Annotated in this window: 24 protein-coding genes and 2 pseudogenes; 13 read left to right on the plus strand and 13 right to left on the minus strand. The window is 60.8% G+C overall.

Translation table 11 applies throughout. The annotated features are described in order from the left end of the window. The first annotated feature begins 44 nt into the window (after window positions 1-44). From ACY8GK_RS02465 to ACY8GK_RS02480, 4 genes are read left to right on the plus strand one after another with little or no spacing between them, the layout of a single operon-like run. On the plus strand, window positions 45-3,044 hold the full coding sequence (locus tag ACY8GK_RS02465; RefSeq protein WP_462402186.1) for a phage tail tape measure protein: 3,000 nt from the start codon (window positions 45-47) through the stop codon (window positions 3,042-3,044). An 11-nt stretch (window positions 3,045-3,055) separates the two neighbouring features. Then, on the plus strand, window positions 3,056-3,901 hold the full coding sequence (locus tag ACY8GK_RS02470; RefSeq protein ID WP_462402187.1) for a phage tail protein: 846 nt from the start codon (window positions 3,056-3,058) through the stop codon (window positions 3,899-3,901). Continuing rightward, window positions 3,876-4,079, plus strand: coding sequence for a tail protein X (locus ACY8GK_RS02475; RefSeq protein ID WP_462402188.1), 204 nt, complete (start codon window positions 3,876-3,878; stop codon window positions 4,077-4,079). The genes ACY8GK_RS02470 and ACY8GK_RS02475 overlap by 26 nt, the downstream gene beginning before the upstream one ends. 58 nt (window positions 4,080-4,137) lie before the next feature. Continuing rightward, complete coding sequence (locus ACY8GK_RS02480; protein WP_462402189.1) at window positions 4,138-5,184, plus strand: phage late control D family protein; 1,047 nt, start codon at window positions 4,138-4,140, stop codon at window positions 5,182-5,184. Between the two features lie 49 nt (window positions 5,185-5,233). Here the strand turns inward: ACY8GK_RS02480 and ACY8GK_RS02485 are convergent, their stop codons facing one another. Then, entirely contained in the window at window positions 5,234-5,788 is a 555-nt protein-coding gene (locus ACY8GK_RS02485) for a hypothetical protein (RefSeq protein WP_462402190.1), read from the minus strand. A 271-nt stretch (window positions 5,789-6,059) separates the two neighbouring features. Beyond that, window positions 6,060-6,560: an LbetaH domain-containing protein gene (locus ACY8GK_RS02490; RefSeq protein ID WP_462402191.1), complete on the minus strand. Its 501-nt coding sequence runs from the start codon at window positions 6,558-6,560 to the stop codon at window positions 6,060-6,062. A 254-nt stretch (window positions 6,561-6,814) separates the two neighbouring features. Here ACY8GK_RS02490 and ACY8GK_RS02495 point away from each other — a divergent pair, with 254 nt between their 5' ends. The 4 genes from ACY8GK_RS02495 to ACY8GK_RS02510 are packed head-to-tail and all read left to right on the plus strand — an operon-like array spanning window position 6,815 to window position 8,593. Then, entirely contained in the window at window positions 6,815-7,258 is a 444-nt protein-coding gene (locus ACY8GK_RS02495) for a structural protein P5 (protein WP_462402192.1), read from the plus strand. Then, a complete protein-coding gene (locus ACY8GK_RS02500; RefSeq protein WP_462402193.1) occupies window positions 7,255-7,632 on the plus strand; it encodes a hypothetical protein in 378 nt (125 codons plus the stop codon). The genes ACY8GK_RS02495 and ACY8GK_RS02500 overlap by 4 nt, the downstream gene beginning before the upstream one ends. Further along, on the plus strand, window positions 7,629-7,892 hold the full coding sequence (locus tag ACY8GK_RS02505) for a hypothetical protein (protein ID WP_462402194.1): 264 nt from the start codon (window positions 7,629-7,631) through the stop codon (window positions 7,890-7,892). Before ACY8GK_RS02500 ends, ACY8GK_RS02505 begins: the two co-directional genes overlap by 4 nt. An 11-nt stretch (window positions 7,893-7,903) precedes the next feature. Further along, entirely contained in the window at window positions 7,904-8,593 is a 690-nt protein-coding gene (locus ACY8GK_RS02510) for a hypothetical protein (RefSeq protein ID WP_462402195.1), read from the plus strand. Between the two features lie 146 nt (window positions 8,594-8,739). Here the strand turns inward: ACY8GK_RS02510 and ACY8GK_RS02515 are convergent, their stop codons facing one another. Then, window positions 8,740-9,720: an IS5-like element ISPpu18 family transposase gene (locus ACY8GK_RS02515; protein ID WP_462402196.1), complete on the minus strand. Its 981-nt coding sequence runs from the start codon at window positions 9,718-9,720 to the stop codon at window positions 8,740-8,742. A gap of 248 nt (window positions 9,721-9,968) precedes the next feature. Here ACY8GK_RS02515 and ACY8GK_RS02520 point away from each other — a divergent pair, with 248 nt between their 5' ends. Further along, complete coding sequence (locus tag ACY8GK_RS02520; protein ID WP_462402197.1) at window positions 9,969-10,172, plus strand: hypothetical protein; 204 nt, start codon at window positions 9,969-9,971, stop codon at window positions 10,170-10,172. A gap of 61 nt (window positions 10,173-10,233) precedes the next feature. Here the strand turns inward: ACY8GK_RS02520 and ACY8GK_RS02525 are convergent, their stop codons facing one another. The 4 genes from ACY8GK_RS02525 to ACY8GK_RS02540 all read right to left on the minus strand — a co-directional run bounded on the left by ACY8GK_RS02525 (window position 10,234) and on the right by ACY8GK_RS02540 (window position 14,563). Further along, window positions 10,234-10,548, minus strand: coding sequence for a hypothetical protein (locus tag ACY8GK_RS02525; protein WP_462402198.1), 315 nt, complete (start codon window positions 10,546-10,548; stop codon window positions 10,234-10,236). A gap of 475 nt (window positions 10,549-11,023) precedes the next feature. Further along, window positions 11,024-12,322, minus strand: coding sequence for an amino acid permease (locus ACY8GK_RS02530; RefSeq protein WP_462402199.1), 1,299 nt, complete (start codon window positions 12,320-12,322; stop codon window positions 11,024-11,026). A 295-nt stretch (window positions 12,323-12,617) separates the two neighbouring features. After that, on the minus strand, window positions 12,618-13,820 hold the full coding sequence (locus ACY8GK_RS02535; RefSeq protein WP_462402200.1) for a mandelate racemase/muconate lactonizing enzyme family protein: 1,203 nt from the start codon (window positions 13,818-13,820) through the stop codon (window positions 12,618-12,620). 41 nt (window positions 13,821-13,861) lie between these two features. Further along, window positions 13,862-14,563, minus strand: coding sequence for a GntR family transcriptional regulator (locus tag ACY8GK_RS02540; protein ID WP_462402201.1), 702 nt, complete (start codon window positions 14,561-14,563; stop codon window positions 13,862-13,864). 84 nt (window positions 14,564-14,647) lie between these two features. On the opposite strand from ACY8GK_RS02540, the pseudogene ACY8GK_RS02545 reads away from it, so the two are divergent. Next, window positions 14,648-15,424, plus strand: a pseudogene (locus tag ACY8GK_RS02545) (acyclic terpene utilization AtuA family protein); the annotation flags it as partial. A gap of 2 nt (window positions 15,425-15,426) precedes the next feature. Beyond that, the gene (locus ACY8GK_RS02550; protein WP_196176789.1) at window positions 15,427-15,741 is read left to right on the plus strand and encodes an AtuA-related protein; all 315 of its coding nucleotides are present in this window, start codon (window positions 15,427-15,429) and stop codon (window positions 15,739-15,741) included. 156 nt (window positions 15,742-15,897) lie between these two features. On the opposite strand, the gene ACY8GK_RS02555 is transcribed toward ACY8GK_RS02550, so the two are convergent. The 5 genes and pseudogenes from ACY8GK_RS02555 to ACY8GK_RS02575 all read right to left on the minus strand — a co-directional run bounded on the left by ACY8GK_RS02555 (window position 15,898) and on the right by ACY8GK_RS02575 (window position 21,582). Next, window positions 15,898-16,407, minus strand: coding sequence for a methyl-accepting chemotaxis protein (locus tag ACY8GK_RS02555; protein WP_462402969.1), 510 nt, complete (start codon window positions 16,405-16,407; stop codon window positions 15,898-15,900). A gap of 36 nt (window positions 16,408-16,443) precedes the next feature. Continuing rightward, a pseudogene (locus ACY8GK_RS02560) lies at window positions 16,444-17,280 on the minus strand (PAS domain-containing protein); the annotation flags it as partial. A 593-nt stretch (window positions 17,281-17,873) separates the two neighbouring features. After that, window positions 17,874-19,160, minus strand: coding sequence for an NAD(P)/FAD-dependent oxidoreductase (locus ACY8GK_RS02565; RefSeq protein ID WP_462402202.1), 1,287 nt, complete (start codon window positions 19,158-19,160; stop codon window positions 17,874-17,876). Next, window positions 19,157-20,245, minus strand: coding sequence for a polyamine ABC transporter substrate-binding protein (locus ACY8GK_RS02570; RefSeq protein WP_462402203.1), 1,089 nt, complete (start codon window positions 20,243-20,245; stop codon window positions 19,157-19,159). The genes ACY8GK_RS02565 and ACY8GK_RS02570 overlap by 4 nt, the downstream gene beginning before the upstream one ends. A gap of 38 nt (window positions 20,246-20,283) precedes the next feature. After that, window positions 20,284-21,582 (minus strand): NAD(P)/FAD-dependent oxidoreductase, encoded by a 1,299-nt coding sequence (locus ACY8GK_RS02575; RefSeq protein WP_462402204.1) that lies wholly within the window; start codon window positions 21,580-21,582, stop codon window positions 20,284-20,286. Between the two features lie 129 nt (window positions 21,583-21,711). On the opposite strand from ACY8GK_RS02575, the gene ACY8GK_RS02580 reads away from it, so the two are divergent. Together ACY8GK_RS02580 and ACY8GK_RS02585 are read left to right on the plus strand one after the other, a co-directional pair. Further along, window positions 21,712-22,617, plus strand: coding sequence for a LysR family transcriptional regulator (locus ACY8GK_RS02580; RefSeq protein WP_196176371.1), 906 nt, complete (start codon window positions 21,712-21,714; stop codon window positions 22,615-22,617). A 198-nt stretch (window positions 22,618-22,815) separates the two neighbouring features. Beyond that, window positions 22,816-24,648 carry a sensor domain-containing diguanylate cyclase gene (locus ACY8GK_RS02585; RefSeq protein ID WP_462402205.1) on the plus strand — a complete coding sequence of 611 codons (1,833 nt, stop codon included), beginning with the start codon at window positions 22,816-22,818 and terminating at the stop codon, window positions 24,646-24,648. Between the two features lie 76 nt (window positions 24,649-24,724). Here ACY8GK_RS02585 and ACY8GK_RS02590 read toward each other — a convergent pair whose 3' ends face one another. Then, window positions 24,725-25,639 carry a LysR family transcriptional regulator gene (locus tag ACY8GK_RS02590; protein ID WP_196176367.1) on the minus strand — a complete coding sequence of 305 codons (915 nt, stop codon included), beginning with the start codon at window positions 25,637-25,639 and terminating at the stop codon, window positions 24,725-24,727. Between the last annotated feature and the right edge of the window lie 98 nt (window positions 25,640-25,737).

The raw sequence follows: 25,737 nt of genomic DNA on the forward strand, positions 1-25,737 counted from the left end.
CGACATGGTCTGGTGGCTGTCGGACTAGGGCCGGGGGATAGCGGATGGCAAGCAAACTGGCGTTAGCGTTGGTGATCGGGGGCGCCGTCAGTTCGTCGGTCGGCGCCGCCTTCAAGAACGTCGAAGGCCGCATCGACAAGCTGGAACAGAAGGGCAACAAGGCCAAGGCCCTCAAGAGCATGATCGGCGAGACCATGCGTCTGCGGGAGGAATGGCGCAAGGCACACGAAAGCGGCGCGGCCGGCGCCGGCAAGGTCTTGGAAAAACTCGAATCGAGCATCGATGCGCTGCGCAAGCAGGGCATCGAGGTCGGCAAGCTCAAGTCCGAATACAATCGCCTCGGCCAGGCGGCCAAGGCGGCCGACCTGCAGCTTAAGGGTCACCAGCAGATCGAGCAGGGCCGCGCCTCGCTCAAGTCGAACATCGGGCAAGCGGTAGTGGCCACGGGCCTGGCCGCCGTTCCGACGAAGATCAGCGCGGACTATCAGGCAATCATCCGCGACATCGCGATCAAGGCGGACGTGGCCAACAAGCCCGAAGAGCGGCAGCTGACCCAGACCGTCATCCAGACGGCCCGGGACACCGGCATGTCGCGCAATGACGTCGCCGACCTGGTCAACCAGCTGGTCGGCGCCGGCATGGACCTGGACAAGGCGCTGTCGTATGCCCCGACGGCGGCCCAGTTCGCGATCGGCCAGGGCTCGTCCGGGGTCGACACAGCCAGCATGATCATGGCGCTGCAGCAAAACGCCAAGATCAACGACCCCAAAGTCATGCAGCAGGCGCTGGAGGCGATCGCCTTTCAGGGCCAGGCGGGCAGCTTCGAGGCCAGCGACATGGCTAAGTGGTTCCCGCAGCTGCTGGCCGGCATGGAGAAGAACGGCAGCACGGGACTGGAGGCGGTGACCTCGCTGGGAGCCATGCTGCAGGTGCAGATGAAGACGGCCGGCAGCTCGGACGAGGCGGCCAACAACTTCAAAAACTGGATGGAAAAGATCGGCGCCGGCGACGTGGTCAAGGCGTACAAGGACGTCGGCATCGACTATCAGGCCTCGCTCAACACCGGCCTGCAGAAAGGCATGAGCGTGATCGAGTCGTCCATGGCCCTGGCCATGAAGTACGTCGAGGCGACTGATCCGAAGAAGGCCGAGAAGATCAAGGCGGCCCAGGCCAAGATCAGCCAGGAGGCGGATCCGGCGAAGGCCAAGGCTATGATCGAGGCCTTGGAAAAGACCCTGCGCACGGGCGACCTGTTCGCCGATATGCAAGTCAAGGCCGCGCTTACAGCCTACTCGCAGAACAAGGACCTGTATGAGCAGCTAAAGAAGGATTCGGCCAGCTCGGCGGGGATCCTCGAGAAGAACCTGGCCGAGCGCCGCGAGACGTCCGCGCAGCTGTGGTCGGAGCTGGGCCAGTCGGTCGACGACTCGATGCGCAGCATCGGCGATGCCATCCGGCCGGCCACCGACGCCGTGGCTAAGGGCCTGACCTGGGTAGCCCGGGGCCTGACCAAGCTGTCGGACGGCGCGCAGCCGGTCGTGCTGGGCATCGCGGCCATCACCGCTGGCTTCATGGCTTTGAAAACGGCCAGCAGCGCGCTGAAGATCGGCAAGGGGGTGCTCAACCTGGCGCGAGGCCGCGCCCTGGAGCGCCGCGCCGGACGCGTTGGACGCGACGCCGGCCTGGAACTGCCCAAAACCGGCAACAAGGCGATCGACGTCAGCCTAGGCGCCTTGGGCAAGGTCCTCGGCGCCGGGGCCAGTAACGATGCCGACGTTGCGCGCAGCAGCGAGCCGCAGCGCGTGTTTGTGGTCAATGCCGCTGCCATGGGTGGGATGGGCAGCGCCGTCGCTAAAACGGCCCCTGGAGGCGCTGCTACGGGTGGTCCTCGATCACGCCGGCAGCGTCGGCAGGCGACGCGTCGACAGCGGCGTGCGGTGGCCGCCTCGGGCGGGCGGGCAAGACCTGTTGCCCCGCCGGGACCGCCGTCACCGCCGCCTGCGGCAGGCCTGGGCAAGCTGGGCCGGATGGCTTCGCTCGCCGGCAAGGTCGGCACGGTCAGCCGGGCCTCGCCGGGTGGTGCCGTGCTCGAGGCCGGCACTCAGGTAATTGACACCTTCCTCAACGCCGAAACTCAGGACGAAAAGGCCGAAGGCTACGGCGGGGCGGCTGGCAGTCTAGCCGGGACTATGGCGGGCATGGCGGCCGGGGCTGCGATCGGTTCGGTGGTGCCGGTGATCGGGACCGCGATCGGCGGGGCCGTCGGCGCCTACCTGGGCAGTTTGGGCGGCGAGGCCGGCGGCAGCTGGCTGGGCAAGAAATGGTTCGGCTCTGAAAGTGACGAGCCGGGTGAGGGCAAGGCCGAAGCCTCGACCAAGGCCGAGCCTGCCGCGCTTGAGCTGCCTGAGAAGTCCAAGACGCTCAAGGATCCGGTTGTGGTGGGTGAGGCCGTGCGTTCCACGCCTGCGGCGGCACCTAAGGCCGAGCCGTTACCGGCACCGGCCAAGCTCCGAACGATTGGCGAGGCGGTGCGGCCGAGCGTGTCGGTACCGCAAACGCCGGCCGCGCCGGCATTACCCGCCACCGTCGTGCAGCAGCCGTCTGCAGCGCCGGCGCCGGTGGTTCTCGGCAATGCGCAGCGTCCCCTGGCAGCGCCGGTAGCGGCCGCGCCATCGGCACCGCTGGCCAAGGGGGAGCCGTCCGCCGACGTCGGCGCCCTGGTACGCGACATGGCCAAGGAGCAGGCCGCCCGCGCGCAGGCCATGGGCACCCCGGGCAAGGTAGTGCGCTCGATCGCCGAGGCTGCGCCGCCGGCGGCACCTGTGGCCGCGCTCGCCAAGCCAGTCCCGCAAGCCAAGCCGGTACCGCCCAAGGTGGAGCAGTCGTTTACCTTCGCGCCGCATATCCCGGTCACCGTCCAAGGCGACGTGAAGGATCCGGCGCAGCTGGCCCGCGAGCTCGAACCGCACCTGCGGCGCCAGTTCGACGAGTACAGCCGCCAAGCTCAGGCCCGGCAGCTGTATGACCAACCCCACGTCAACTGAGGAATGCGCCGATGGCGTACATGGAACAACTGCAGTCGGCCCTCAAGTCGCTGGTCAGCGCCGGTGAAGTCGGGCGCAAGAGCCTGGACGGCATGCTCGGCCCGCTCGATGGCGTCATCGGTGACATGACCGGTGCGGCCACGGAGCTGGAAAACGTGCCGTTCGTGGGGCCGGTGATCGGCGAAAAGCTCGGCCGGGTGATGCGCGGGATCAATGCCGCGCAGGCCCGGGCCGGCCAGGTCGCCGCCACCTATGGCCAGGCCGTGTCGGCCGCCGGGCAAGTGCAGGAGCGCCTGGGCTCGATCAAGGAACAGGCCAGCCGAGTCAGCGCCGAGGTCGGCCGGGTGGCTGGCAAGGTCAGTCCATCGCTGGCCAACGTAGTGTCTACTGGCAGCCTCGCTCCGCAGGCCACGCCCGCGGCCGAGGCGGTCAAACCATACCCGCACCTGCTGATCGTCCAGCCGCTGCAGCCCAACACCCAGCCGTACTACTTCAACCTGGACACGGCCGCGTTTGACGAGCTGCGCCGGCAAACGGCTTTTCGTTGGGCCGGGCAGGAGCGCCTGACCCGCAGCATCGCTCAGCAGGCAGTCGGCCAAGGCGAAGACAAGCTGAGCCTCAAGGGTGTGATCTACCCGGGGCACAAGGGCGGCATCAAGCAGCTCGACACCCTGCGCAGCATCGGCCGTGCCCTGCAGCCGCTGAACCTGGTCACCGGTTACGGCCAGGTCCTCGGCACCTGGTGCCTGCTGAGCGTCGAGGAAGACCAGAGCAACCTGCTCGCCGGCGGAATCCCCCGCAAGCAAGCCTTTTCCCTGGAGTTTGTGAGCTATGGCAACGACCTGCAGAACGTCTGACGGGGATCTGTTGGACGTGATCTGTCAGCACCACTACGGCCACCTCAACGGCAGCGTCGAGGCGGTCCTGGACGCCAACCCAGGGCTGGCCAGGCAGGCGCAGCCGTACCGGGCGGGCCTGTTGATCACCCTGCCGGATCTGCCGGCACCAGCGGCGGAAATGATCCAGCTGTGGTGACCGTGCGTGACGCGTAACGAAGCCCCGCCCGCACGGGGCTTTTTCTTTGGGAGTTCGCATGCAACCTACCTTTCGCATTGTTGCCGACGGCAACGATATCACTGCTTTGATCAATGACCGCCTGTTGAGCCTGCGCACCTCGGACAAGCCTGGGATGGAGTCGGACGAGTTCGAACTGCGCATCGATGATCGCGATCAGGCCGTGGCGCTGCCGGCGCGCGGTTCCAGCATCGAGGTGTTCATGGGCTACAAGGACCAGCCGCTGACCCGCCTGGGCCGTTACACGGTCGACGAGGTGTCGGTGACCGGCCCGCCCGACACGCTGGAGGTGCGCGGCAAGGCCAGCGACATGCGCGGCAGCGGCAAGACCACCCGAAGCGGCAGTTGGGAGAACGTGCCGCTGTCGCAGATCGTGCGGGAGGTGGCTGAGCGCAATGGCTGGGTCCCGGTGTGCCCAGTCGAAAAGAAGGTGCCCCGGGCCGATCAGCGCAACGAATCGGACTTCAATTTCATCACCCGCCTGGCCAAGCAGTATGACTGCACGGCCAAGGTCGCGGACGGCAAGCTGCTGGTGCTGCCGCGCGAGGCGGGCAAGAACGCCGAGGGAAAGCCGCTGGGCCGGGTTGCGCTGGCCCGTGCCGACCTCAGTCGTTACCAGTTCCGCCTCGGCGATCGCAGCACGCACAAGGCGGTCAAGGCCACTCACCAAGACAAGAAGACCGGCGAGCTCAAGGTGGTCGAGCTCGGCAATGATCAGAGCCCCGACGGCCTGCCGCCAGTGCATACCGATCGGCATATCCACCCTAACAAGGCCGCCGCCGAGCAGGCCGCCAGGGCCCGCCTCAACGCCTTCAATCGCAGCACCGCCGGCGTGCGCCTGGAAATGCCTGGACGCACCGACCTGTTTGCCGAAGTGCTCATCGACCTGCAGGGCATCAAGCCCGGGCTCGATGGCGAGTACCTGGTGGATTCGGTGGACCAGCTGTTCACCCCAGCCGGCTGGTCGACCTCCGTCGAGTGCAACGGCGGCAAGAAGGGCAAGGCGAAAGCCAAGGGCAAGAAGACCAAGAAAAGCGACAAGCCTCTCAGGGTAGAGCAGCTATAAATTTCACATTGATTAAATGCCGTTGGAACTGTTCTTAAGATTTAGGTTTTTACAATTTTCTATACAGGTCATTGAACTCGGAGTACGGGGGGGTTTTTAGGAATTTTTCTCTTTGGCCCCATAGGTTGTTAGCCTGATGTTGTTTGCCGAGCAATACTACCCCTAAGTCATTAGGTAGGCTTTCGTCGTGGTTGGTTGGCGCTAATATGACGGCAATTATCAAGGCTATTAAGAAGTCAGGAGTGAGTTTCCATCCGCTTGCGCCCATGGTTATGCAACCATTTGAGTCAAAGGTTAGGCGAGGGTCTAGCTCGCCTTCATGCATGATGGAGCATCTGCCGAATGTGTAAATTACGTCTGAAAATTTATTTCCGCCTAGTGTGCAGTCGATGAATACGTTTTCGGTTGCAATAAAGGTGATTAGTCCTTCATGTTCGTCAATGAATTTCCTTATTCTTTTCCCTACTTTTTTTTCATTTGGATAGTTGTCTTTAGCGGTTTTGTCGAGGGCGGCGAAATAGTTTAGCGCTGCATTTTCAAAATCACCTTTGCGCATGGCGGAAATAGCATCTCCGATTCGCCTACTTATTGCGGTTTTGGCCATTTTTCATCCTTGTGAGCATTTAGCTATACTAAATGATTAGCTTGTTTTTAAAGTATAGGTTGCCAATTTAGTTCGGTCAAATATCGGAGGCAGCTAGGGGGTTGTAAGATATAGCAATCACTTTGGTTGGGCAGTCGTCCTGTCGCAGGGTAACGATGTCAAGCCGCACTCATTCGGTTTAGATAGGCTCGGATGGTAGATTTAAAGCTGAGCGCTAACAGATTTATATTAGCGGTTCACTCAGTAATCTGACGAGTGAACCGTTTTAAGTTCATGCTTCGTCAGGCAGCACTACGATTGACCGAGGAGCATAAACGCGGGCTCCGTCAGGTACATCGAAGTTTACAACAGCATTTGCGCCGATCATAACGTTGGAGCCAATTTTTATTGCTCCAACAACAACTGCTCCAGTTCGGATGCTTACATTGTCACCAATGGTAGGTGTGCCGCCTTTTCCTAAGCCGATCGTAACGTTCTGACTGATGAAAAGGTTTTTTCCTATAGATTTTGCAAAGATCCAGGTTGAGCTTCCGTGCTGAACGAAGGCGCCTCCACCTAGTTTTCTTAAGTTGAAGTGGAGGTCATTGACTCGATTCCTTTCTTTCAGAAATTTGGTATTTTTTGTAAACTGACCTGATACTCTTACTCTATAGTCGAAAAGGTTTCGGAATTCTGCCCAATTAAGAGCTAGAGCTTCGAAGCACGCATGTGGAGAGGTAATATCCCAGTTAGATTCGAGGGAGGATTTATAGTGTTTTGACCAGAAATCCACATCTTCTCTTAATTCTTTCCATGTTCTGATTCAAAAAATGTCCAAACTTCATCTGGTATTAGTTTGCTTTTATTCATTTAACTATATCCTATAAATTTAAATTGAGTGGCTAAGCCCTGCAAGCCCCGTTTCCATAGGCTCTTCGAATATTCTGCCATAGAGGGCAGGGACTGCAACTAAAGCTTTCATAAATCCTAAATCTAATATTTCCCATGCCCGCCCAGTGCGGGCTTTTTCATGCCTGGAGAAAACCCATGACCGCACGCGGTATACGCAACAAAAATCCTGGAAATATCGACTTCAACCCTCGCAACGATTGGGTCGGCCAGCTGGGCCTGGAGGAGGGCTTGGCCAAGCCGCGCTTTGCCCGGTTCGACTCGCCAGAGAACGGCATCCGCGCCTTGGGCAAGCTGCTGATCAACTACCGCGGCAAGGACGGTCTGCCTGGTGTCGGCGGCAAGGGCATCGACACCGTGCTCGAGACCATCAACCGCTGGGCGCCCTCGACCGAGAACGATACCCGCGCCTATGCCTACGCTGTGGCGCGCCGGATCGGCGTGCAGCCGGAAGACCCGATCAAGATCAAGGACCCGGCCACGCTGCGCGGCATGGTGCTGGGCATCATCATCCATGAGAACGGCGGCAACCCGTACCCGGCGGCGGTGATCGATGAAGGCGTGCGGCGGGCGCTGGCATGAGCTGGCCGCTGGCGGCACTCAAGGCCATCCCGGCCTGGATATGGCTGTTCCTGGCCGCCGCCGGCGTCATCTGGTGGCAGCACAGCGAGATCCAGAACCTGCGCGCCGATATCCGCGACCAGTCCGACCTGGTCGGCCAGTGCAAGCTGGCCCGCGACAGCTTGCTCGGTCTGGTGAACGAGCAGGGCAAGGCGCTGGGTGACCTGCAGCTGGCCGCCCAGCAGCGCCAGGCGCAGGCCGAGCAGGCGGTGAAGGATGCGCGAACCGAGGCCCAGACCGACTACGCTGCCGCGAACCGTCTCCAGCAGGAGCGCACGGGTGGCGATCAGTGCGCGGCCGCCACCTCGATCATCGACACGGAGCTTGGCTTATGAGGACCCAGGTCCTACTGCTGGCCGGCCTGCTTTTGAGCGGCTGCGCAACCCAGGTAGAGCCGGAAGTGCGCATCGTGCGCGTCGAGGTGCCCGTGCAGGTGCCTTGCCGCACGCCGGACGTCGCCGTACCGCCATGGGCTACCGACAGCTTGCGCAAGAGCGATAGCCTAGAGGTGAAGGTCCGGGCGCTGCTGGCTGAGCGTCGACAGCGGATTGGCTATGAGAGACAATTGATAGCATCAATTAATGCTTGTCAGTAGGATCGATGGTCATGCATAAAATAGATCTTTACTTGTCACGAGTTTCGCAAATTGTGCAGGTAGGGCTTTTTGTAACTACACTGTTCACCCTTTACTATACTGTTATACCTCTCTATAAAAATGCTCAGCTCGAAGAATCTCTGGCTCGTAAAGAGTTGGAGTACGAGTCTTTAAAGTTGCGTTCAAATAAAACGCTGAGCAAAATCAACAGTTGGGAGTATGGACAGTTTGCTATAAGTGCTGCCGAATGCAGTGGCTTGCCAAAGATATTGCTTGTTGACAAGCCCCGGTCGGAGCTCCAGAGTTACTCGCCAAGCAAAGTAATTTCATGTGTGCGTAAAAAATTTTCGGAATATGAATTTACGGAGATGAATGCTACACAGCGTGCTGTGGTAGAGCGCCGTATTTCAGCCTTAGCTTCCGGTCTTATCAATATATACCAGGATGCTCTAAACGCATATAATGAATATCCAGCCGTTCTTGATCGCATGCTGTCGGAGGGCAAGGCTCCTGAATCACACGTTGATATGATGGATAAGATTTTTAATGAATTGGGATACCAGTTAAGCGACGATCAGAAACGTGAGTCATACATTTCTTCTGAAAGATACAGTATACAGCTTGAGCGATTTAGCAAGGTGCGCGAATATATAATTAAAACATTGGGAGATAGGAGGTCGCTGGACAATGAGGCTCTTTAGGGAAGGTCTGAAGTAGCCCTGTATTTCCGGTCGACTTCAGCCCTCGCTGCTTTTGAAAGCGGGCCGTCGATCAAATTCGACCAGGTAACCCGCTCAGTTCTCCGTTTTTGGCCGCCGCGAGCACCTCGCAGCAGCCATTTTCCGCATTACAGGTGCACCTTTCCTGCGGTAGTCAGCAAATGTCGGCGCGCCATCCATAGGTTCGACAGCGCGAACAGCGTCACCAGCTGAGCGGTGTTCTTGGCCAGGCCACGGAAGCGCACCTTCACGTAACCGAACTGGCGCTTGATCACTCGAAACGGGTGCTCGACCTTCGCTCGCACTTGTGCCTTGGCCTTCTCGATCTTGCGCTTGGCTTTGTACAGGGCGCTGCGTTTATCGAGCTTCTTGTAGGTGCTGCGGCGTGCTGCGACCTGCCAGATCACTTCGCGGCCAGCATGTTCGGGGCGCTTTTCGACGCCGGTGTAGCCGGCATCGGCGCAGACGACGTTCTCGTCACCGTGCAGCAATTTGTCGACCTGGGTGATATCCGCCACGTTGGCTGCCGTGCCTACCACGCTGTGTACCAGCCCCGACTCATCATCCACGCCGATGTGCGCCTTCATGCCACAGTAATACTGGTTCCCTTTCTTGCTCTGGTGCATTTCCGGGTCGCGCTTGCCGTCCTGGTTCTTGGTCGAGCTGGGCGCGTGGATCAGTGTGGCATCGACGATAGTGCCCTGGCGCAGCGACAGGCCGCGATCCCCCAGGTAGCCATTGATTACGCCGAGGATGCCGGCTGCCAGCTCATGTTTCTCCAGCAAGCGACGGAACTTGAGGATGGTGGTTTCGTCGGGAATACGCTCGAGGCTCAGCCCGGCGAACTGACGCGGGATGGTCGTCTCGTAGAGCGCTTCTTCCATGGCCGGGTCGCTGTAGCCGAACCAGTTCTGCATCAGATGGATACGTAACATGGCCATCAGCGGATAGGCTGGACGACCACCTTCACCCTTTGGGTAGTGTGGCTCGATCAGGGCAATCAATCCCTTCCACGGCACCACCTGATCCATCTCGATCAGGAACAATTCCTTACGGGTCTGCTTGCGCTTGCCGGCGTACTCGGCGTCGGCGAAGGTCATCTGCTTCATGGAAAAACTCGGCTGGCGGGATCGGCGTATTTCACCAGATTCAGGAAGTCTTTTTCAGACCTTCCTTAGGTACCTATATCAGTATGACGATTGTATGTAGCTCGGCCTGTGGCCGGTGCTCTCCGACCTGCTCGCATGGGTTAATGGGCGAGCGGGAGAACTGTCGAACCGTATGGCTGATTCCGAATAGCCGGACTGGCACCAGAAGCGTCCTATACTGCTCTAACCAATCGCAAGGAGCAGCCGCCGTGAATCGCGACGATCTCGTCATGCCAGACCATCCGGTCTACCTGCAGGCCAAAGAAGCGCACCGGGAGTATCTCGAAGCCCAAGAGCGCGGCGATCCGCCGGAAGAAGTGGCGCGTCTGCGAGCGATCTGCGAAGCGCAGTTCAAGGCCGCGAACGACTATGGCCTGCATAAAGCGGGCGTTCATACCGTGACGACCCACTGAGCGGGTTTGCACTGACCCTGACGGCAGCAGATCGGATGCGAAAGATGGCTGGAGACAGCCGTTACTGCCTGCCGCTGAGCTTTCGGCGAAGGCCTCGAATCTCCATTTGTAGCTCCTCGATGCGTTTCTCGAGGCGGGCATTCTCTGCCCGAAAGTCCCTGAGGATATATTCGTTCCTGGCGCTGAGCGTCTTGGCCTGGTCGCGCTGGCAGTTTGCTTCGTCCAGCATGCAGACCAGATTCTCGATGTCGGCCCGCGCCTTGGTCAGTGCTTCGTTGGCAGTTTCATACTCGGCCTGTACCAAGGTGATCTGGTGCTCCAGCATCTCTTCTCGGGTTGGAATTCCCAGCTCGAAGCCGGTGGTGTCGATGTCCATGAGCGGCGGTCCGGTTAATACTGTATGTGCGTACAGTATAGCTTGAAGCCGGATTGGCCAAGGGCTGACTGACGAGTTGTGCCCGAAGAAGAACCTTCAGTGCCAGCCCGGAGTGGCACTTTCTACCTGACTAAAAAATGACCACTTCTGTAGTCATTCCCGCCTCTCTGCTTAACTTTTGCTACAGCAAATCTTAAAGCGTCCTGCAGGCCTAGTATTCATTGGTTCTTGTCACTTAATCGACCCGATCCATCATCGGTGCAACGGAAAATCGGCGCGACATAACTTCTTGATTCATAAGGGTATTTAGCACCTCAAATTAGGTGATTTTACCGTGATTGTGCATCTGGTGCACAGGGGGTGGACACGAAGGGGAGCGGTGAAAATAGTCTCCATAATATGTCGGCACCGATTTGCACACGAGGTGCACACGGGCATGGCGAAATTTACACGACTCCCTTCGCATGTAAATACATTAATTTTCAAGAAGTTTGAAAAGTGGCGATACCACTAGCATCGCGCCCATGAGTGCGACATAAAGTACGCTGAATGACTTGTAGCGTTGCAACGATGGAACGCGATAAATTAGGTAGCAAGGTATCAGGCAGGACACTAGTCCAAAGGTGCCAACTGTCCACTGAAAGAGCGCCATCGTGTTGATACTGGCCATGACCCAAAGCCATAGGATGCATATGGCGATGCCTTTGACTATATGGGGCAAGATGCGTTGAAGGTCGACATGTGCAGGAACGTAGCGACTTGCTAGGTTTAAAAGGATGCCAGTCAGGGCGTCGTTGAAACCGAGATAGACACCGAGGAAGGATGTGGCTATCGCAGAAATGCTCAGCAATATCGAAAGCCCAGCCAAGACATTGCCAGGGATGACTTGTGCGACCAATGCCAGTGCGGAGGTGTTTTGATGAATACCAGCCCTGGCCTGATCCGGCGTGATGGAAAAGAAGAACGAGAAAGCAAAGAACAGGACGGAAGAAATCAAAACAAAATAGGCTATACGGCTAGCGCGTAGCGCGCGGTAAGTGGCGATGGCCGGGTCGCTTTCTATTTTTCGAAATGCCACATTCATCGGGTTCAATACGTGGATGAACACGATAGAGAAGAGTGCGAAAGGCAGTGAAACCAACACATCGCGTGCCAGTTCCAAGGGACTTTGCATAAGGGAAAAGTCAACGTTATCAAGTCGCCACTGAGGCACCATCAGTGCACCAATCACGATGATGGTCAACAGTTTGAAGATGATGAGCGGACCCGAAACTTTGAACAGCATACGCTCACCTCGGGCAGCGATCAGGACTAGAGCCCCCAAGAGAAGTAGCGGATACCAGGCGGTATCGGAAAGCTGTGTTCTTGTGACATTGAAATGATGAAGGTAGGTAGCAGTATCGTGGGTAATGGTTGCAGAATACCCCAACAAGCCCTTCAAGATGGTAATGAAGTAGATGACACTTAATGCTGCCCCCCAGTTTTTTCCAAGGTACTGGGTGATGATGCCTGCGTAGTCCTCACATTTTTCAGTCTTGGACAGGGATCGAATGTAAAGTTGAGTAAGCAAATAGACAGCAGGGTAGGTGATGAGTAAAGCAATAGCAGAAGCCCAAAAACCTTTCACACTCATCTGCAAAGGCATGAAGACGATGCCAGCGCCTATGGCCATGCCAATACAGATGACTACCCAGCCGGCATCGTATCGGGTAAATGGAATCTTCAGTGTTTCACGCGGAGGCGATAGTTCAGCGATTGTGTGAGTCATTGTCATTGTTGTTCTCCAAGATCACTTTGCTTTGTGTCTAAGGTCTATTGCGAATGAGTACGATCCTGTAGATGTGAGCTGTGCACTGGTGAAAAATTAGTATGAGTTTGATTTAAGCGGGTTTCCGTGTGTAGAGCTTTCGAGTAACAGACAATCTGCATCGAGTAACGGACAATTTCAAATATTATTTTTCTCTCATAATATTCAGGCAATGGCGCGCTCGCTGATGAAGTAGCGCCAGACGCCTGAGTATTAGTTTAATAGCATGATAAACCAGCGGGATTACGAGGGTGTGAGTCGCTCAGGTAAGTGTGTAGGCCAGGTAGTGTTTTACTACGTCATCGTTAAGCGACTGACCAAGTCCGGGCTCGTTTGGTATTTCAAATCGACCGTGTCGAGGCTGGTAATCATTGGTACAAAGCTCGCGGACACAGTTTTTGAGAGCATAGGTATGGTGCTCGTGGATGATGAAATTTGGAATGGCTGCTTCCATGTGCAATGACGCAGCAGTCGAAATAGGAGCACCACATACATGAATTTGTACGGCAGCATCGTATACGTGAGCCATGTCACAAATTTTCTTGCCTTCCGTTATGCCGCCTGCCAAGCACAAGTCGGGTTGAACGACGGCCAGTGTCTGCTTTTCGAGTAGCTCTCGATAGCCCCAGCGGGTATAGGAGCGCTCTCCTGTAGCCAACGGAATGGAGGTGTTGCTCGCAATTTTTACGTAATTTCCAATATTAAGGGGGTTTACCGGCTCTTCGTAGAAGAAGATGCTGTAAGGCTCAAGTGCATTGGCGAACTGGATGGCTGACTGAGTGCCCAGCAGGGAGTGGATTTCGCAAATGATGTCGACCTGAGGACCAACGGCCTCTCGCATGGCTGCAATGCGTTCGACTCCCATTTGAATCTCTTCGTTACGGAGCAGGCCGTATCGTGTGAGGTTGAGATTTTCCGCTCCGGTTTTCGACCCATCTTTACCGATTTGAAGCGGGTCAACTTTCAAAGCGTCAAAACCTTCGCTCACTGCGACAAGTGCACTGTGTGCATATTCCTCTGGTCGTGTATTACGCGTGTATTCATCACCCCATCCGTACTGAAGCTGGCTGGCGTACGTACGAAGATTGTCGTTGGTCTTACCGCCCAGCAGTTGGTAGAGCGGCTGGCCCATGACCTTGCCACGAATGTCCCACAGTGCAATATCGTAGGCACTGATTCCGCCATAAACGACCGGGCCGCCGCCAGCCCCCCAGTAGGTAGCGCGGAACAGTTTCTCCCACATGGCTTCGACGTTCATCGGATCTTGGCCCAGTAGGTAAGGGGCAAAATCACGCAAGATACCTACTGCGGCTTTCGCCCCGGCGCCGTAGGCCAAACCGACTTCCCCAATTCCACTGATACCTTCATCAGTCTGCACCCTGAGCAGAACAGGGTTGAACATTGACATTGAGGTGTCCCGCTTACTCAGTTCGCAGTCGAATATTTCAATTTTTGTAATTTTCATTCGAGCTTCCTGTTCAATAGATGAATTAAGTGAAGGGGTGTCTAAACCTGTTTTATTGTTTCCGTGCCCATGATGTCGCCAAGATTATGAATCAGCAGTGCGGAATCGGCGCTGAACGCTTTGGCCGCATTGCTCAAATGACCGCGCAGGCGTTCAAGTGCAATCTCGCTTTGATTGCTAGCCAGCAGTTCAAGCATTTCGCGGTGGCTATCAAGGCTATGCTGCAACCGCTTTGGATCTTTCGGGATGAATGTTCTCAAGACGGAAAGCTTGGAGCCAATCAGTGCGTACGCATCGCGAATGTAGGCGCTACCCGATGTATCGATGATCACATCATGGAACTCTGTGTCGAGTGCGAGGTAATGCTTCGCGTCACCGAGGTTTACAGCATCGTTCATGCGGTTCACGACAGACCGCATGTCTTTCACGAGGCCGCCGGGGTTTTGCCGGATGGCCAGACGCATAGCCTGCATCTCCAGCAACTCGCGAAAAGCGAGCATGTCCGACAACTCATGCGAGGACAGTACGAACACTGACGCGCCCAGATAGGGGCGCAGCTTTACCAGCCCTTCCTGCGCCAGTTCGCGCAGGGCCTCACGCACTGGCGTTCGGCTAACGCCTAGCTGGTCGGCCAATTGAGCTTCGGACAGGGGGGTGCCCATCATTAAGTCCCCGAAGACAATCGCTTCGCGCAAATGGTCAGCGACCTGTGAAGCCGTTGAATGACGACTGTATTTCTTCATGACGTTCCTTCGGGAGAAAGCCTGGGTAACTTGGATTGTGCATTGTATACCAGTATACAATGTGCAGTGTCAATTACAGGACAGGATGACTGGCTGCGACGTGGCCGGGGCACCCTGACTGGGCACTTGCTCGAGTGTGCCGGGCAGGTCAGTGGTGGCTATTTCGCCGACCCTGGCCTGAAGGAAGTGCCTGACCTGGCGCGGCTCGGCTTCCCATTGGCGCAGATCGATGCCGAGGGACTGGCACTGATCACCAAGGTTTCTGGCAGTGGTGGCCGTATCGACGTGGCGACCTGTACCGAGCAGTTGCTCTACGAAGTGCATGACCCGCGTTGTTACCTGACGCCGGACGTGGTGGCGGATTTTTCCGCGGTGCGCTTCGAGCAGCAGGGGCAGGATCGGGTCTTGGTCAGCGGTGCAAGTGGCACCCAGCGTCCCGACCAGTTGAAGGTCACGGTGGGTTACCGCGATGGCTGGATCGGCGAAGGGCAGATCTCCTACGGTGGTCCCAACGCCGTGGCGCGTGCGCGCCTCGCCGGGCAAGTGGTCGAGCAGCGGCTGGCCCTCACGGGCATTGCGGTGGAGGAACTGCGCTGCGAACTGATGGGGGTCGACTCGCTGCACGGCAGCAGCTTCGCGCAGCCCGGCGAGCCTTGGGAAGTGCGTTTGCGAGTCGCCGGACGCTGCGTGACACGCGAGTTTGCCCAGGCCCTGGCCAATGAAGTCGAGACGCTGTACACCAATGGCCCTGCTGGCGGTGGCGGTGCCACCCGGCAGGTCCGCGAAGTGTTGGCGGTGGCCAGCCTGTACCTGCCCCGCGAACTGGCCGTGCCCCGTGTCCATCTGGAGATCTGCCCATGAGCATTGCCCTGCATCAGCTGGCCCACACTCGTACCGGAGACAAGGGCGACACCTCGAATATCTCGCTGATCGCGTTCAGGCCCGAGGACTACCCGATCCTGGTACGTGAAGTGACGGAGGAAAAGGTCGAGGCCTGGTTTGCCCACTTGCGCGATGTCGATGCCGGGCCGGTACGACGATACGAACTACCGCAGTTGCACGCGCTGAACTTCGTGCTGCCTGGGCTGCTGCGCGGCGGGGTGACCCGGTCGGTGGCGCTGGATGCCCATGGCAAGTCCCTGGGAACAGCGTTGTTGCGAATGCAGGTGTGCCGCTAGGGCTCGGCGCCACATGAGCGCAGACCGAGCATTCCCTGAAAGGCGCCGCCAGAGGGGAGATCATATACCACCCCTGAACAGCGTCGGCGGATAGCGGCGGCCTTCCTTTGCTGCCTGCGCTGGTCCCGGTCGGTCAGCCGCGCGGCTGCGCTAGCCTCACGGGTTGAGCCGGGTGGCGAACTGTCCCACCGCGCTCACCACCTTCTGAGCGCCGTCCTGGATCTGCACGATCACCGAGCCGGCCTGGTTGGCCAGGTCGAGTCCTTGCTCGGCCTGGCGCCGGCCGTTACCGATCATACCCACGGCGTCGCAGGCCAGGCGCTGGTTCTGTTGCACCACCGCGGCGATTTCGACGGTCGCCTGGGTGGTACGCGAGGCCAACTGGCGTACCTCATCGGCCACCACCGCGAAACCGCGTCCCTGCTCGCCGGCACGGGCCGCCTCGATGGCGGCGTTCAAGGCAAGCAGGTTGGTCTGCTCGGCGATGCCGCTGATGGTCTTGATGATGTTGCCGATGACCTGGCTCTGCTGATCCAGCGCCTCGATGCCGTCGACGGCGTCCTGCATATGGCGGGCGAGGTCACGCATGACCGCGACGGTCTGCTGCAGGACGTCCGCGCCACGCCGGGCAGTAGCGTCTGTCGCTACCGAAGTGGAGTAGGCCATGGTCGCGGCTTCGGCGACGGCCAGCTCCTGGTTGACCTGATCCGTGATGACGGTGGCGAACTTGACGACCTTCACCAGCCGGTCGCGCGCATCGAAGACCGGATTGTAGGACGCCTCCAGCCAGACGGTACGGCCCAAGGCATCCAGGCGCTTGAACCGGCTGGCCATGAATTCGCCGCGGCGCAGGCGCTCCCAGAAGTCGTGGTACGCCTGCGAGCTGGCCTCCTCGGCGGTGCAGAACTGGCGATGATGCTTGCCCTTGATCTGTTCGAGCCGAAAACCCATCGCCTCGAGGAAACGTTCGTTGGCGGTGAGCACATGGCCTTGCAGATCGAACTCGATCACCGCGGTGGAGCGTGACAAGGCCTTGAGCAAGGCTTCATGTTCGCGCGAGGCCTCGATGGTGCGGGTCAGGTCGCTGGCGTAGATCACGAACGAAGTCACTGTCCGATCACAGGCATGAATGGGATGCAGCAGCACCCGGAGCCAGGCTTCGTTACCATCCTTGCGCAACATGCGCAGCGTACCGCTGAAGTTTTCACCTGCACGCAGCGATGCCCAGATCCGGCGGTGGAACGGGTCCTGGCGTGCATCTTCGGGTACCAGATCGACCAGGAAGCGGCCTCGAACCTCGCCGATGGCATAGCGCATTTCCCGTTCGAAGTTAGCGTTCACGTACGCCACCTGGCCGTCAGGAGCGAGATGCATGACCAGCATGTCGTTATCCAGGCCCTGGCGAATCTGCTCGATGGAAGCGAGCTTATCGCGTAGGGCGGCCAATTCGGTTTTGTCTTGCCTGTTGAAGAACATATCGCGCACCAGGACGGAGGCTAGGAGAGGGATACTATGAATCGGCAGAAATGTTGTACACATTAGTGTTATTTGTACAATTCTGGAAATGGCACTGTGCCATGCAAGCGCCGACCGAGCCAGTCGAGCGCGGCTATCGCCTCGATAGTGGGGTGGGCCAGCCGCTTAGTTACTGATCATCCTGGCTTTGTATGGATCGTACCTGGCGACGCTCGGGATGCGTTGAACCGCGCTGTCTCGAAGGTCACGCAAGCAAGCCCATGGCGGCGACTGCCGCTGGGCTCGAACATGCGGCGTTGGGCTTGATTGCTGGCGGCAGACTGGGATGGCTGACGAGCGTGGCTGCGCGGGTGGTTCGTCTGTCTCAGTCGCTGGTGCTGGTCAGGCATGTCTTGTCCTGGCGCGTGCCTTGCGCGTGAGTCGTGCGGTCCTGGCAGAACATCTTGCGGTCAGGCACAACCCCACCATGAGCTTGCCTTCGGTGTGTGTGCAGCGAAGCGCCTCCAGGAATGGGCCTGGCGTTTACATCCTGCGCCATGGATCGAAGTGGCAAGCCACGGACGAGCCTCTTGATCGCTTGCCCGTCTTCGTTGCGCTGCCGCTTGCAACGTACTGGCACGGCCGCGCATACAGCTCCTGGCCGTGCTGTGCTCGCATCACGTTGCCGGGCCGCGCGCAGGCAGGCGCCGGTCGAACCGCGAGGCGCGGAACGGCTCGATGTTCACCTGTGGTGCGAGGCCCGACATCGCCTGGGCCGTGAGCAGGCCAGTCATGGCACCCAGGGTCAGCCCGATATGTCCATGGCCAAAGTTGTAGAAGACCTGCGCAAAGTGCCGGGATGGGCCCAGCACAGGCATGCTGTCGGGGATCGAGGAGCGATAGCCCATCCAGCGCGAGGAGGGCTCGTGCAGCAGGTGCAGGAAACGGCGGGCGCCCTGGGCCAGGTAGTCGTAGCGCGCTGGCCTGGGCGGCGCGTGCAGGCCTGCCAGTTCCACCGTACCGGCGACGCGCAGGCCCTGGGCCATGGGTGTCATGTAGAAGCCGCCGTCGGGCCAGCAGACCGGCCTGTGCAGCGCCGCCCCTGCCTGGTCGAACAGCACATGATAGCCGCGCTCGGTATCCTGGGGGATGTCGTCACCCAGCTGCCTCGCCAGGTCGCGCGACCAGGCGCCAGTACACAGTACCAGTCGCGAAGCCTGCAACCGCTCGCCGCCCGAGAGCATGGCCGTCACCGAATCGTTCTGCGAGACGCCCAGGCGCGTGAGTTCGCCGCGACGGAACACGCCACCGGCCGCGATGAACCTGTCGTACAGGCGCAGGCTCAAGGCATAGGGGTCGAGCGTACGGCTGACTTCGGGCAACTCCACGGCGCACGCCGCGCGCCGGTTCAGAGCCGGTTCCAGAATACGCAGCTCCGGCTCCTCGACCAGGCGCATCGGCACCTCGAACCGGTGGTGATAGTCGATCATCGCCAGGGCTTGCTGGCGGCGATGGGCCTCGAAGATGTACAGCGAACCGTCGTGCCGTACCAGGTCATGGGCCTGGGCGTCATCGAGCAGGGTCGTCCAGGCTTGCATGCACGGCGCCAGCAAGGTCTTCAGGTCGCGGCTGATGGTGGCCACGCGCGCGCTGGCCGATGCGCCCAGAAAGCGGATCAGCCAAGGGGCCAGCGCGGGCAAGTAGGACGGGCGGATCGACAGCGGGCTGTCGCGGCGCAAGAGCATGCCCGGCGCCTGCCGCCAGATGCCGGGCGTGGCGATCGGCTCCACCGCGTAAGTAGCGAAGGTGCAGGCGTTGCCGAACGAGGTGCCCAGGCCGGGCGGGTTGCGGTCCAGCAGCGTGACGCGCCAGCCGTGGCGCTGCAGGTACAGGGCGGTGGAGAGGCCGACCACCCCGGCACCGACCACCACGGCATTTGTCGTGCTGGCGTGTCGAGTGCTCATACGCCGCTCTTCATTCGGGTCCACAGCCGCGTGCTGGCGCGCATGGCCGAGGGGGAAAGCGTCTTGATGGTGAACAGGCTGTCGAGCACCTGCTGCGGTGGATAGACCGCCGGGTTGTCGCGAACTTCCGGCGCGAGGTACTGCCGTGCGGCCAGGTTGCCGTTGGGGTAGTTCACCGCGTTGCTGATGTTGGCCATCACCTGGGGCTCGAGCAGGTAGTTCAGATAGCGGTAGGCGTTGTCCAGGTGCGGCGCGTTCTTGGGAATGACCACCGTGTCGACGGCCAAGGTCGTGCCTTCGACGGGAATGCTGTACTGGATCTGGATGCCGTTGCCGGCCTCGCTCGCGGAGGTCATCGCCTGCAGGACATCGCCACTGAACCCTATGGCCAGGCAGATATCGCCGTTGGCCAGGTCGATGACGTACTTGGACTGGTCGAAGTAGCGCACGTAGGGACGCACGGCGAGCAGGGCTTGCTCGGCCTGCTTGAAGTCTTCCGGGCGCTCGCTGTGCGGGTCCAGCCCGAGGGCGTTGAGCATGATCGGAACCATCTGGGTGGCATTGTCGATCATGCTGATGCCGCATTGCTGGAGCTTTTCCAGGTTTTCTGGCTTGAACAGGGTCGCCCAGCTGCGGGTGACTTCGTCGCTACCGAACAGTGCCTCGATCTTCTGCTTGTTGAAACCCACGCCGACGGTCATCCACAGGTAAGGCACCGCGTACTGGTTGCCGGGGTCGCTGGTCTCGAGCATCTTCATCAGCTTGGGGTCGAGATTCTGCCAGTTGGGCAGCTTGGGCTTGTCCAGCGGCTGGATGGCGTTGGCCCGGATCAGGCGCGGCAGGAAGTGGTTGGACGGGCTGGCCAGGTCATAGCCGCTCGCGCCGGTCATGAGCTTCGCCTCGGTGGTCTCGTTGCTGTCGATCAGGTCATAGGTGGTCTGGATGCCGGTCTGTCTGGTGAAGTTGGCCAGAGTGTCGGAAGCGATGTAGTGGTTCCAGTTGGCGATGGTCACGCTCTGGTCGGCTTGGGCGGCCCCGATCATCGCTGCCAGTGACAGGCCAGCGGCGCAGATTGTTCTTCTCATTGTGTTCTCACCGATAGGGAAGTGGATGGGCTGGTCGTTCAGTTTTCGGTAGCTGCGCGCAACGTCTCCCAACGCAGGCGCAACGCCGCGCCGAGGTCGAAGAACGGCCTGGGCGGCAAGGCACCGGGTACCGCCTGGCGCATGACCTGGGCCAGCAGCGGCGAGTCTTGCGAGCTGGCCAGCTCGACCAGCAGGCGGCCCCACAAGGTCGCGCGTGCAACGCCTGCGCCATTGCACCCGGAAACGGCATGCAGGCCTTGATCCAGGCGCGCGAAGAAGGGCTCGCCAGAGCGGGTGGCGCTCAGGTGCCCGGTCCAGCTGTACTCGATGTCGTCTTCGCCAAGCATCGCAAACCGCTTGAGCAGGCCCTGGACATGGCGACGCCGTCTCACGGCCAGCGCACGCGCGCCAATATCCTGCAGTCGATACTCGAGCGTATTGCGGATCAACAGCCGGCGCCCCGGCAGCAGGCGCAGCGTCGCGCCCCCAGGCAAGGGCGCGAGCACGCCCCAGGGCTGGAGCGCAGCGAGGTGGCGCCAGCGGGCTTGGGTCAGCGGCCGGGTGAGGCTCGCGCTCAGCTCGAGCGCGAACGCGCCGCTGTCGTCGATGCCAACCCGTCGCAGGAACGCGCCCAGGCACACCAGCACCTGGGACGAGCGGACCTCGCCGTTGGCCGTGTACACGACCCAGCTTCGTCCTTCGCGACGCAGCTGGACCACCGGCGTGTGTTCGTAGACCGCTACCGAGGCCGCCAGCGCGTCAGCCAGGCCGCGTACATAGCGGGCTGGCTGCAGCAGCCCATTGCCGCCTGCGCAGTGCAGGGCCGCCTGGTAATAGTCGGTGCCCAGGCGGTTCGCTGCAGCCTGCCGGTCGAGGACCCGAGCCTTGGCGCCGACCGATTCGAGCGTCTGCGCCAGCAGCTGGGTGTCGCCCAGGCGTTCGGGGCGACGGGCCGCCAGGTAATAGCCGCTCCAGTCCAGCTCGCAGGCGATCCGATGGCGTTCTACCCGGTGTCTTAGCTCATGGGCTGCGGCGATGCTGATGCTGGCGGCCTGGGCATAGGCCGCGTAGCCTGGTTGGCCCAGCCGTTGGCCAAGCGTGGGGAATTCATGGGCCACCACGAAGCCGGAGTTCCTGGCGGATGCGCCTTGCGCGGCGCGCTGGCGCTCCAGAACCACGACCTTGTGTCCGGGGAACCGCTCGTGGATGGCATGCGCGGCGGCCAGGCCAGTGATGCCCGCACCTATCACCACCCAGTCGGCCCCATGCGCGCCACTCATCCGAGGGTAGCGGGGCGCTTGTCCGGCCATTTCGATCCAGCCACATCGGTTGATCAAGCGACCCTCCTTGAACTCTCTGTCGGCCAGGGGTATTGGTAGCCCTGTGCTGGTCTGTCGCGGTTCAAGTTACGGTCATCGGCACGGAATTTCGAACGCTCATTTTTCATCCAGCCATTCCGGATTCGCATGGACAAACTGTTGAGGCTTCCCCCGTTCCAAGCCTTGCAAGCGCTGGTGCAGGTGGCCAGGACCGGCAGCTTCACCGAAGCGGCCCGGGCCTTGCACCTGACCCAGAGCGCGATCAGCCGGCAGATCCAGCAACTGGAAGAGCACTATGGCCAGGCGCTGTTCGAGCGCACCAGCCGCAAGACGCTGCTGACGGCGGCGGGCCATGAGGTCAGGGCCGTGGCGAGCAGCGTGCTCGAACAGATGAGCGCGCTCGATGCCCGCCTGGCCCCGGTTCCCCTGGAGCGCCCGTTTCGCATCCGGATCTTCGTCTCGCTCGCCATCCGCTGGCTGTTACCTAGGCTGGGCACCTTCTACAGTGCCAATCCAGGCCTGTGCCTGTCGATCGAGAGCGTTGGCGGCGAGGTGGTGGATGATGGTGGCGACTGCGATGCCTATGTGCTCTACCTGCCCAAGGGCGACGAGCGCCAGGCGTGGCCGCTGACCGCCTTGTTCGATGAATACCTGCTTCCGGTCTGTGCCCCGACCCTGAACTATGGCGGCCCGCTGCCCAGCTCGGTGGCCGAGATGCGTGGGCACGCTCTGGTGCATGGTTCACCGGGCCGCACCGAATGGATGCAGTGGCTCCAGGCTCAGGGCGAGACCGCGCCTGGAGATATCAACCATATTCTGTTCAATCTCGACGACCTCGCCCTGGATGCTGCGACCAGGGGCCTGGGCATCGCCGTGACGGACCGGATCCTGGCGCACGATGCGCTCGTCCGAGGCGATCTGGTAGTCCCCTTCGGTACGGCGCAACCTACCGGGGCGCGTTACGCTTTGTGGCTGCGCGACAGCGGGGCGGCCCATCCTGGCTGTGCGGCCGTGCTGCGCTGGTTCGAACAACAGGTGCGAGACGCCGTCTGAGCGCCTGGCCAGCGCAGGCAAAGGTCGCGACAGCTGGTCGCGGCGCCTCGCGGCGGCCTGGACGGCCCGCTCGCAAACCATGAGAATTGCAGCGCGAAGCCGTGTACCGGGCCCGGGCAGGGAGTCTGGGTCGTGGCGTCGGGGAACACGGCACGTGCTTCCTCAGTCGCAGATCAAGGTCCTCCAGAGCGAGTAGTCATGCAGACCGCACCCTCACCACTCAACGAAGCCGCGCGACTCTGTTTCCTGGAGAGTCTCAACATCCTCGATACGCCCCCCGAAGAAGCCTTCGACCGGGTTACCCGGCTGGCCAGCGCACTGCTGCAAGTGCCAATCGCCCTGGTCTCGCTGGTTGACATGAACCGCCAGTGGTTCAAGTCGCGGCACGGCCTGCAGATCACCCAGACCTCGCGGGACGTGGCGTTCTGCGCACATGCACTGCATGCAGAGGATGTCCTGGTGATTCCCGATGCCAAGGCCGATCCGCGTTTCGCCGGCAATCCGCTGGTAGTCAACGAGCCGCACGTGCGTTTCTATGCGGGGGTGCCGCTGCGTTTCGTCGGCGACCTGTCCGTCGGTACCCTGTGCGTGCTCGACGTCAGACCTCGGACGCTTTCCCCGGCCGAGCTGGGCAGCCTGCGCGACCTGGCGCGCATCGTCGAGCGGGAGATGTTGCATCGCAGCCTGGCCATCGATGCCCATGCCACTCGCCAGGCCGAACGCGCGGCCCTGGAATCGTCGGAGGCGCGCTATCGCAAGCTGTTCAAGCAGCGCCTGCTGAGCGAGGCACTGCTGGCCCCGGACGGGCGGATCCTCGAAGCCAACCGCGAGTTCTGCCAGCTGTCCGGTCTGCAGCACGAGGCCGCAGTGCTGGTTCACCTGCCGCAGCTCGTCGACCCCGCCGACCGGGAAACGCTCGAACGCTCCTGGCAGGCTCTGCTCGACGGGGCACGCGAAGCCGAGGTCGTGCAGGTGCGTCTTCGTCAAGTCGGAGGCACGCTATGGGTCGAGCTCAACCTGGCCGCGCAACGTGACGAACGCGGCTCGCTCGTCCAGGTGCTGGCATCGGCCCGCGACATCAGCGAACGCAAGCGTCGGCAGTCGCAGCTCGAGCGCTATCAGGCGACGCTGGAACGCCAGGTGGCCCAGCGCACCGAAGAGCTCGCACGCAGCCAGGAGACCTTGCAGGCGATCGCCGACAACCTGCCGGTGCTGATCGCCCATATCGGTACCGAGCTCGAGTACCGCTTCAACAATGCCGTCTATCAGCAGATCTTCGGGCTCGCGCCTGCCGAGCTGAAGGGCCGCAAGGTCGCCGATGTGCTACCGGCGCAGGTCTTCGAAAAGCTGCTGCCCTACTTCCAGGCGGCACTGGCGGGCAAGCGCGTGGAGGCCGACAACGTGCGCTACAGCACGGCCGACCCACGCCTCTGGCACGCCAGCTATGTACCGGACATCCGTCACGGCAAGGTGGAAGGGTTCTTCGTGATGTCGCTGGACGTCACCGAGCGCAAGCAGAGGGAAAAGATCCTGCTGGACCAGGCTACCCTGGACCCGCTGACCGGCCTGCCCAATCGTGCGGCCTTGCACCGTGAACTCGAACGCCTGCTGCGCCAGCGACAGGCGTTCGCGCTGTACTTCATCGACCTGGATGGCTTCAAGCAGGTCAACGACGCGCATGGCCACGAGCTCGGCGACCTGCTGCTGCAAGCCGCGGCCGGGCGCATGCTTGCCGTCATGCGCACCGACGATACGGTGGCCCGGCTGGCCGGGGACGAATTCGTCGTCATCGCCCAGGCGGTGGCGAGCCAGGCCGCGGCCAGAGACATCGCCCGCAAGCTGTGCGAAGCGCTGGCGGCGCCTTTCGAGCTGGAGGGGCGTTGCGTGAACATCGGCGCCAGCGTCGGCGTGCATGTCAGTCACGCCGGCCATGCCGCCATGGCCGGCGCCGATGTCCTGGCCCGCGCGGACAAGGCCATGTACGAGGTCAAGCGCAAAGGGCGCAACGGCTACAGCGTAGCGCCCGATTGAAGCTGCATGGGGCGCCAGGGCATCGAGGATACCCGCTGCATCGCCTTGCCCGGGCCAGGGCCGAGCGGCGCCACGGCTAGCATGCGTGGCTGGCATACAGCAGGAACTGCTGCAGCGCCCTGGCTGGGGCCGCTGTCAGCGTGGTCTTGTTCCAGACCAGCCCAAGCTCCAGGTCCGGAATCGGATCGACCACCGGACGGGTTTCCAGGCGCCGACCTTCCAGCGACCAGGCACGAAACACCATCTCCGAGAGGATGGTGACGCCGAAGCCGTTGGCCACCAGGCCGCGCAGCGCTTCCATCGAGCCGGTGCGAAAGGCGATCGGCGGGCACAGGCCGGACTCCTGCCAGTAGCGCAGCGTCGAGCTTTCGCCTTCGTCGATGGTCAACAGCAGGTACGGATAGGCACACAGATCCTGCAGGCTGATCGACGCCTTGCCCATCAGCGGATGGTCGGCCGACAGCCAGGCCTGGCGGCGTGAGCGCATCAGCACGGCCTTCTCCAGCGCCAGGTCGCTGGCCGAGTTCGAGCTGATGATGATCCCCAGGTCCAGCTGGCCAGCCAGAACGCCCGTCTCGATCGCCTCGCGATCCAGGTCATGCAGGTCGAAGACGATGGCCGGATGGGTGCGGCGAAACCTCGCCAGCAGGGTCGGCAGGTAGTAACCCAGCACCGTGTAGCTCGCCCCGATCTTCACCGTGCCTTCGAGCGCCCGGGTGGTTGCCAATGGCTCGCTCACCGCATCCTGGACCGCGTGCAGGATGGCTTGCGTACGCTCCAGGAAACGATGGCCTTCAAGCGTCAAGCGCACGCCGTGGGGCACCCGCTCGAACAGGCTCACGCCAAGCGTCGACTCGAGCTGGCCGATGGCATTGGTGATGGCCGATTGGGAAACATGGTTGTTCAGCGCGGCCTGGGAAAACTGGCCGGTCTCGGCAGCCGCGGCGAAGTAGCGCAACTGGCGCAGGGACAGATCACGTGGATTTGGCATCTGTTTTTCTTATACCTGGTCTCTGTTTTTATAAATATACGATACCAGCTGTCTCTGAATACTCTCTTGGCACATCGCCGGCCGATCGCTTCGGCCCT

Source organism: Pseudomonas sp. Marseille-QA0332 (genome assembly GCF_054950175.1).

What these genes read in the sequence shown, in the direction of transcription:
- ACY8GK_RS02465 (WP_462402186.1), top strand. Translation starts at nt 45, where the DNA reads ATGGCAAGCAAACTGGCGTTAGCGTTGGTGATCGGGGGCGCCGTCAGT.
- ACY8GK_RS02470 (WP_462402187.1), top strand. Translation starts at nt 3,056, where the DNA reads ATGGCGTACATGGAACAACTGCAGTCGGCCCTCAAGTCGCTGGTCAGC.
- ACY8GK_RS02475 (WP_462402188.1), top strand. Translation starts at nt 3,876, where the DNA reads ATGGCAACGACCTGCAGAACGTCTGACGGGGATCTGTTGGACGTGATC.
- ACY8GK_RS02480 (WP_462402189.1), top strand. Translation starts at nt 4,138, where the DNA reads ATGCAACCTACCTTTCGCATTGTTGCCGACGGCAACGATATCACTGCT.
- ACY8GK_RS02485 (WP_462402190.1), bottom strand. Translation starts at nt 5,788, where the DNA reads ATGGCCAAAACCGCAATAAGTAGGCGAATCGGAGATGCTATTTCCGCC.
- ACY8GK_RS02495 (WP_462402192.1), top strand. Translation starts at nt 6,815, where the DNA reads ATGACCGCACGCGGTATACGCAACAAAAATCCTGGAAATATCGACTTC.
- ACY8GK_RS02500 (WP_462402193.1), top strand. Translation starts at nt 7,255, where the DNA reads ATGAGCTGGCCGCTGGCGGCACTCAAGGCCATCCCGGCCTGGATATGG.
- ACY8GK_RS02505 (WP_462402194.1), top strand. Translation starts at nt 7,629, where the DNA reads ATGAGGACCCAGGTCCTACTGCTGGCCGGCCTGCTTTTGAGCGGCTGC.
- ACY8GK_RS02510 (WP_462402195.1), top strand. Translation starts at nt 7,904, where the DNA reads ATGCATAAAATAGATCTTTACTTGTCACGAGTTTCGCAAATTGTGCAG.
- ACY8GK_RS02515 (WP_462402196.1), bottom strand. Translation starts at nt 9,720, where the DNA reads ATGAAGCAGATGACCTTCGCCGACGCCGAGTACGCCGGCAAGCGCAAG.
- ACY8GK_RS02525 (WP_462402198.1), bottom strand. Translation starts at nt 10,548, where the DNA reads ATGGACATCGACACCACCGGCTTCGAGCTGGGAATTCCAACCCGAGAA.
- ACY8GK_RS02530 (WP_462402199.1), bottom strand. Translation starts at nt 12,322, where the DNA reads ATGACAATGACTCACACAATCGCTGAACTATCGCCTCCGCGTGAAACA.
- ACY8GK_RS02535 (WP_462402200.1), bottom strand. Translation starts at nt 13,820, where the DNA reads ATGAAAATTACAAAAATTGAAATATTCGACTGCGAACTGAGTAAGCGG.
- ACY8GK_RS02540 (WP_462402201.1), bottom strand. Translation starts at nt 14,563, where the DNA reads ATGAAGAAATACAGTCGTCATTCAACGGCTTCACAGGTCGCTGACCAT.
- ACY8GK_RS02555 (WP_462402969.1), bottom strand. Translation starts at nt 16,407, where the DNA reads ATGGCCTACTCCACTTCGGTAGCGACAGACGCTACTGCCCGGCGTGGC.
- ACY8GK_RS02565 (WP_462402202.1), bottom strand. Translation starts at nt 19,160, where the DNA reads ATGAGCACTCGACACGCCAGCACGACAAATGCCGTGGTGGTCGGTGCC.
- ACY8GK_RS02570 (WP_462402203.1), bottom strand. Translation starts at nt 20,245, where the DNA reads ATGAGAAGAACAATCTGCGCCGCTGGCCTGTCACTGGCAGCGATGATC.
- ACY8GK_RS02580 (WP_196176371.1), top strand. Translation starts at nt 21,712, where the DNA reads ATGGACAAACTGTTGAGGCTTCCCCCGTTCCAAGCCTTGCAAGCGCTG.
- ACY8GK_RS02585 (WP_462402205.1), top strand. Translation starts at nt 22,816, where the DNA reads ATGCAGACCGCACCCTCACCACTCAACGAAGCCGCGCGACTCTGTTTC.
- ACY8GK_RS02590 (WP_196176367.1), bottom strand. Translation starts at nt 25,639, where the DNA reads ATGCCAAATCCACGTGATCTGTCCCTGCGCCAGTTGCGCTACTTCGCC.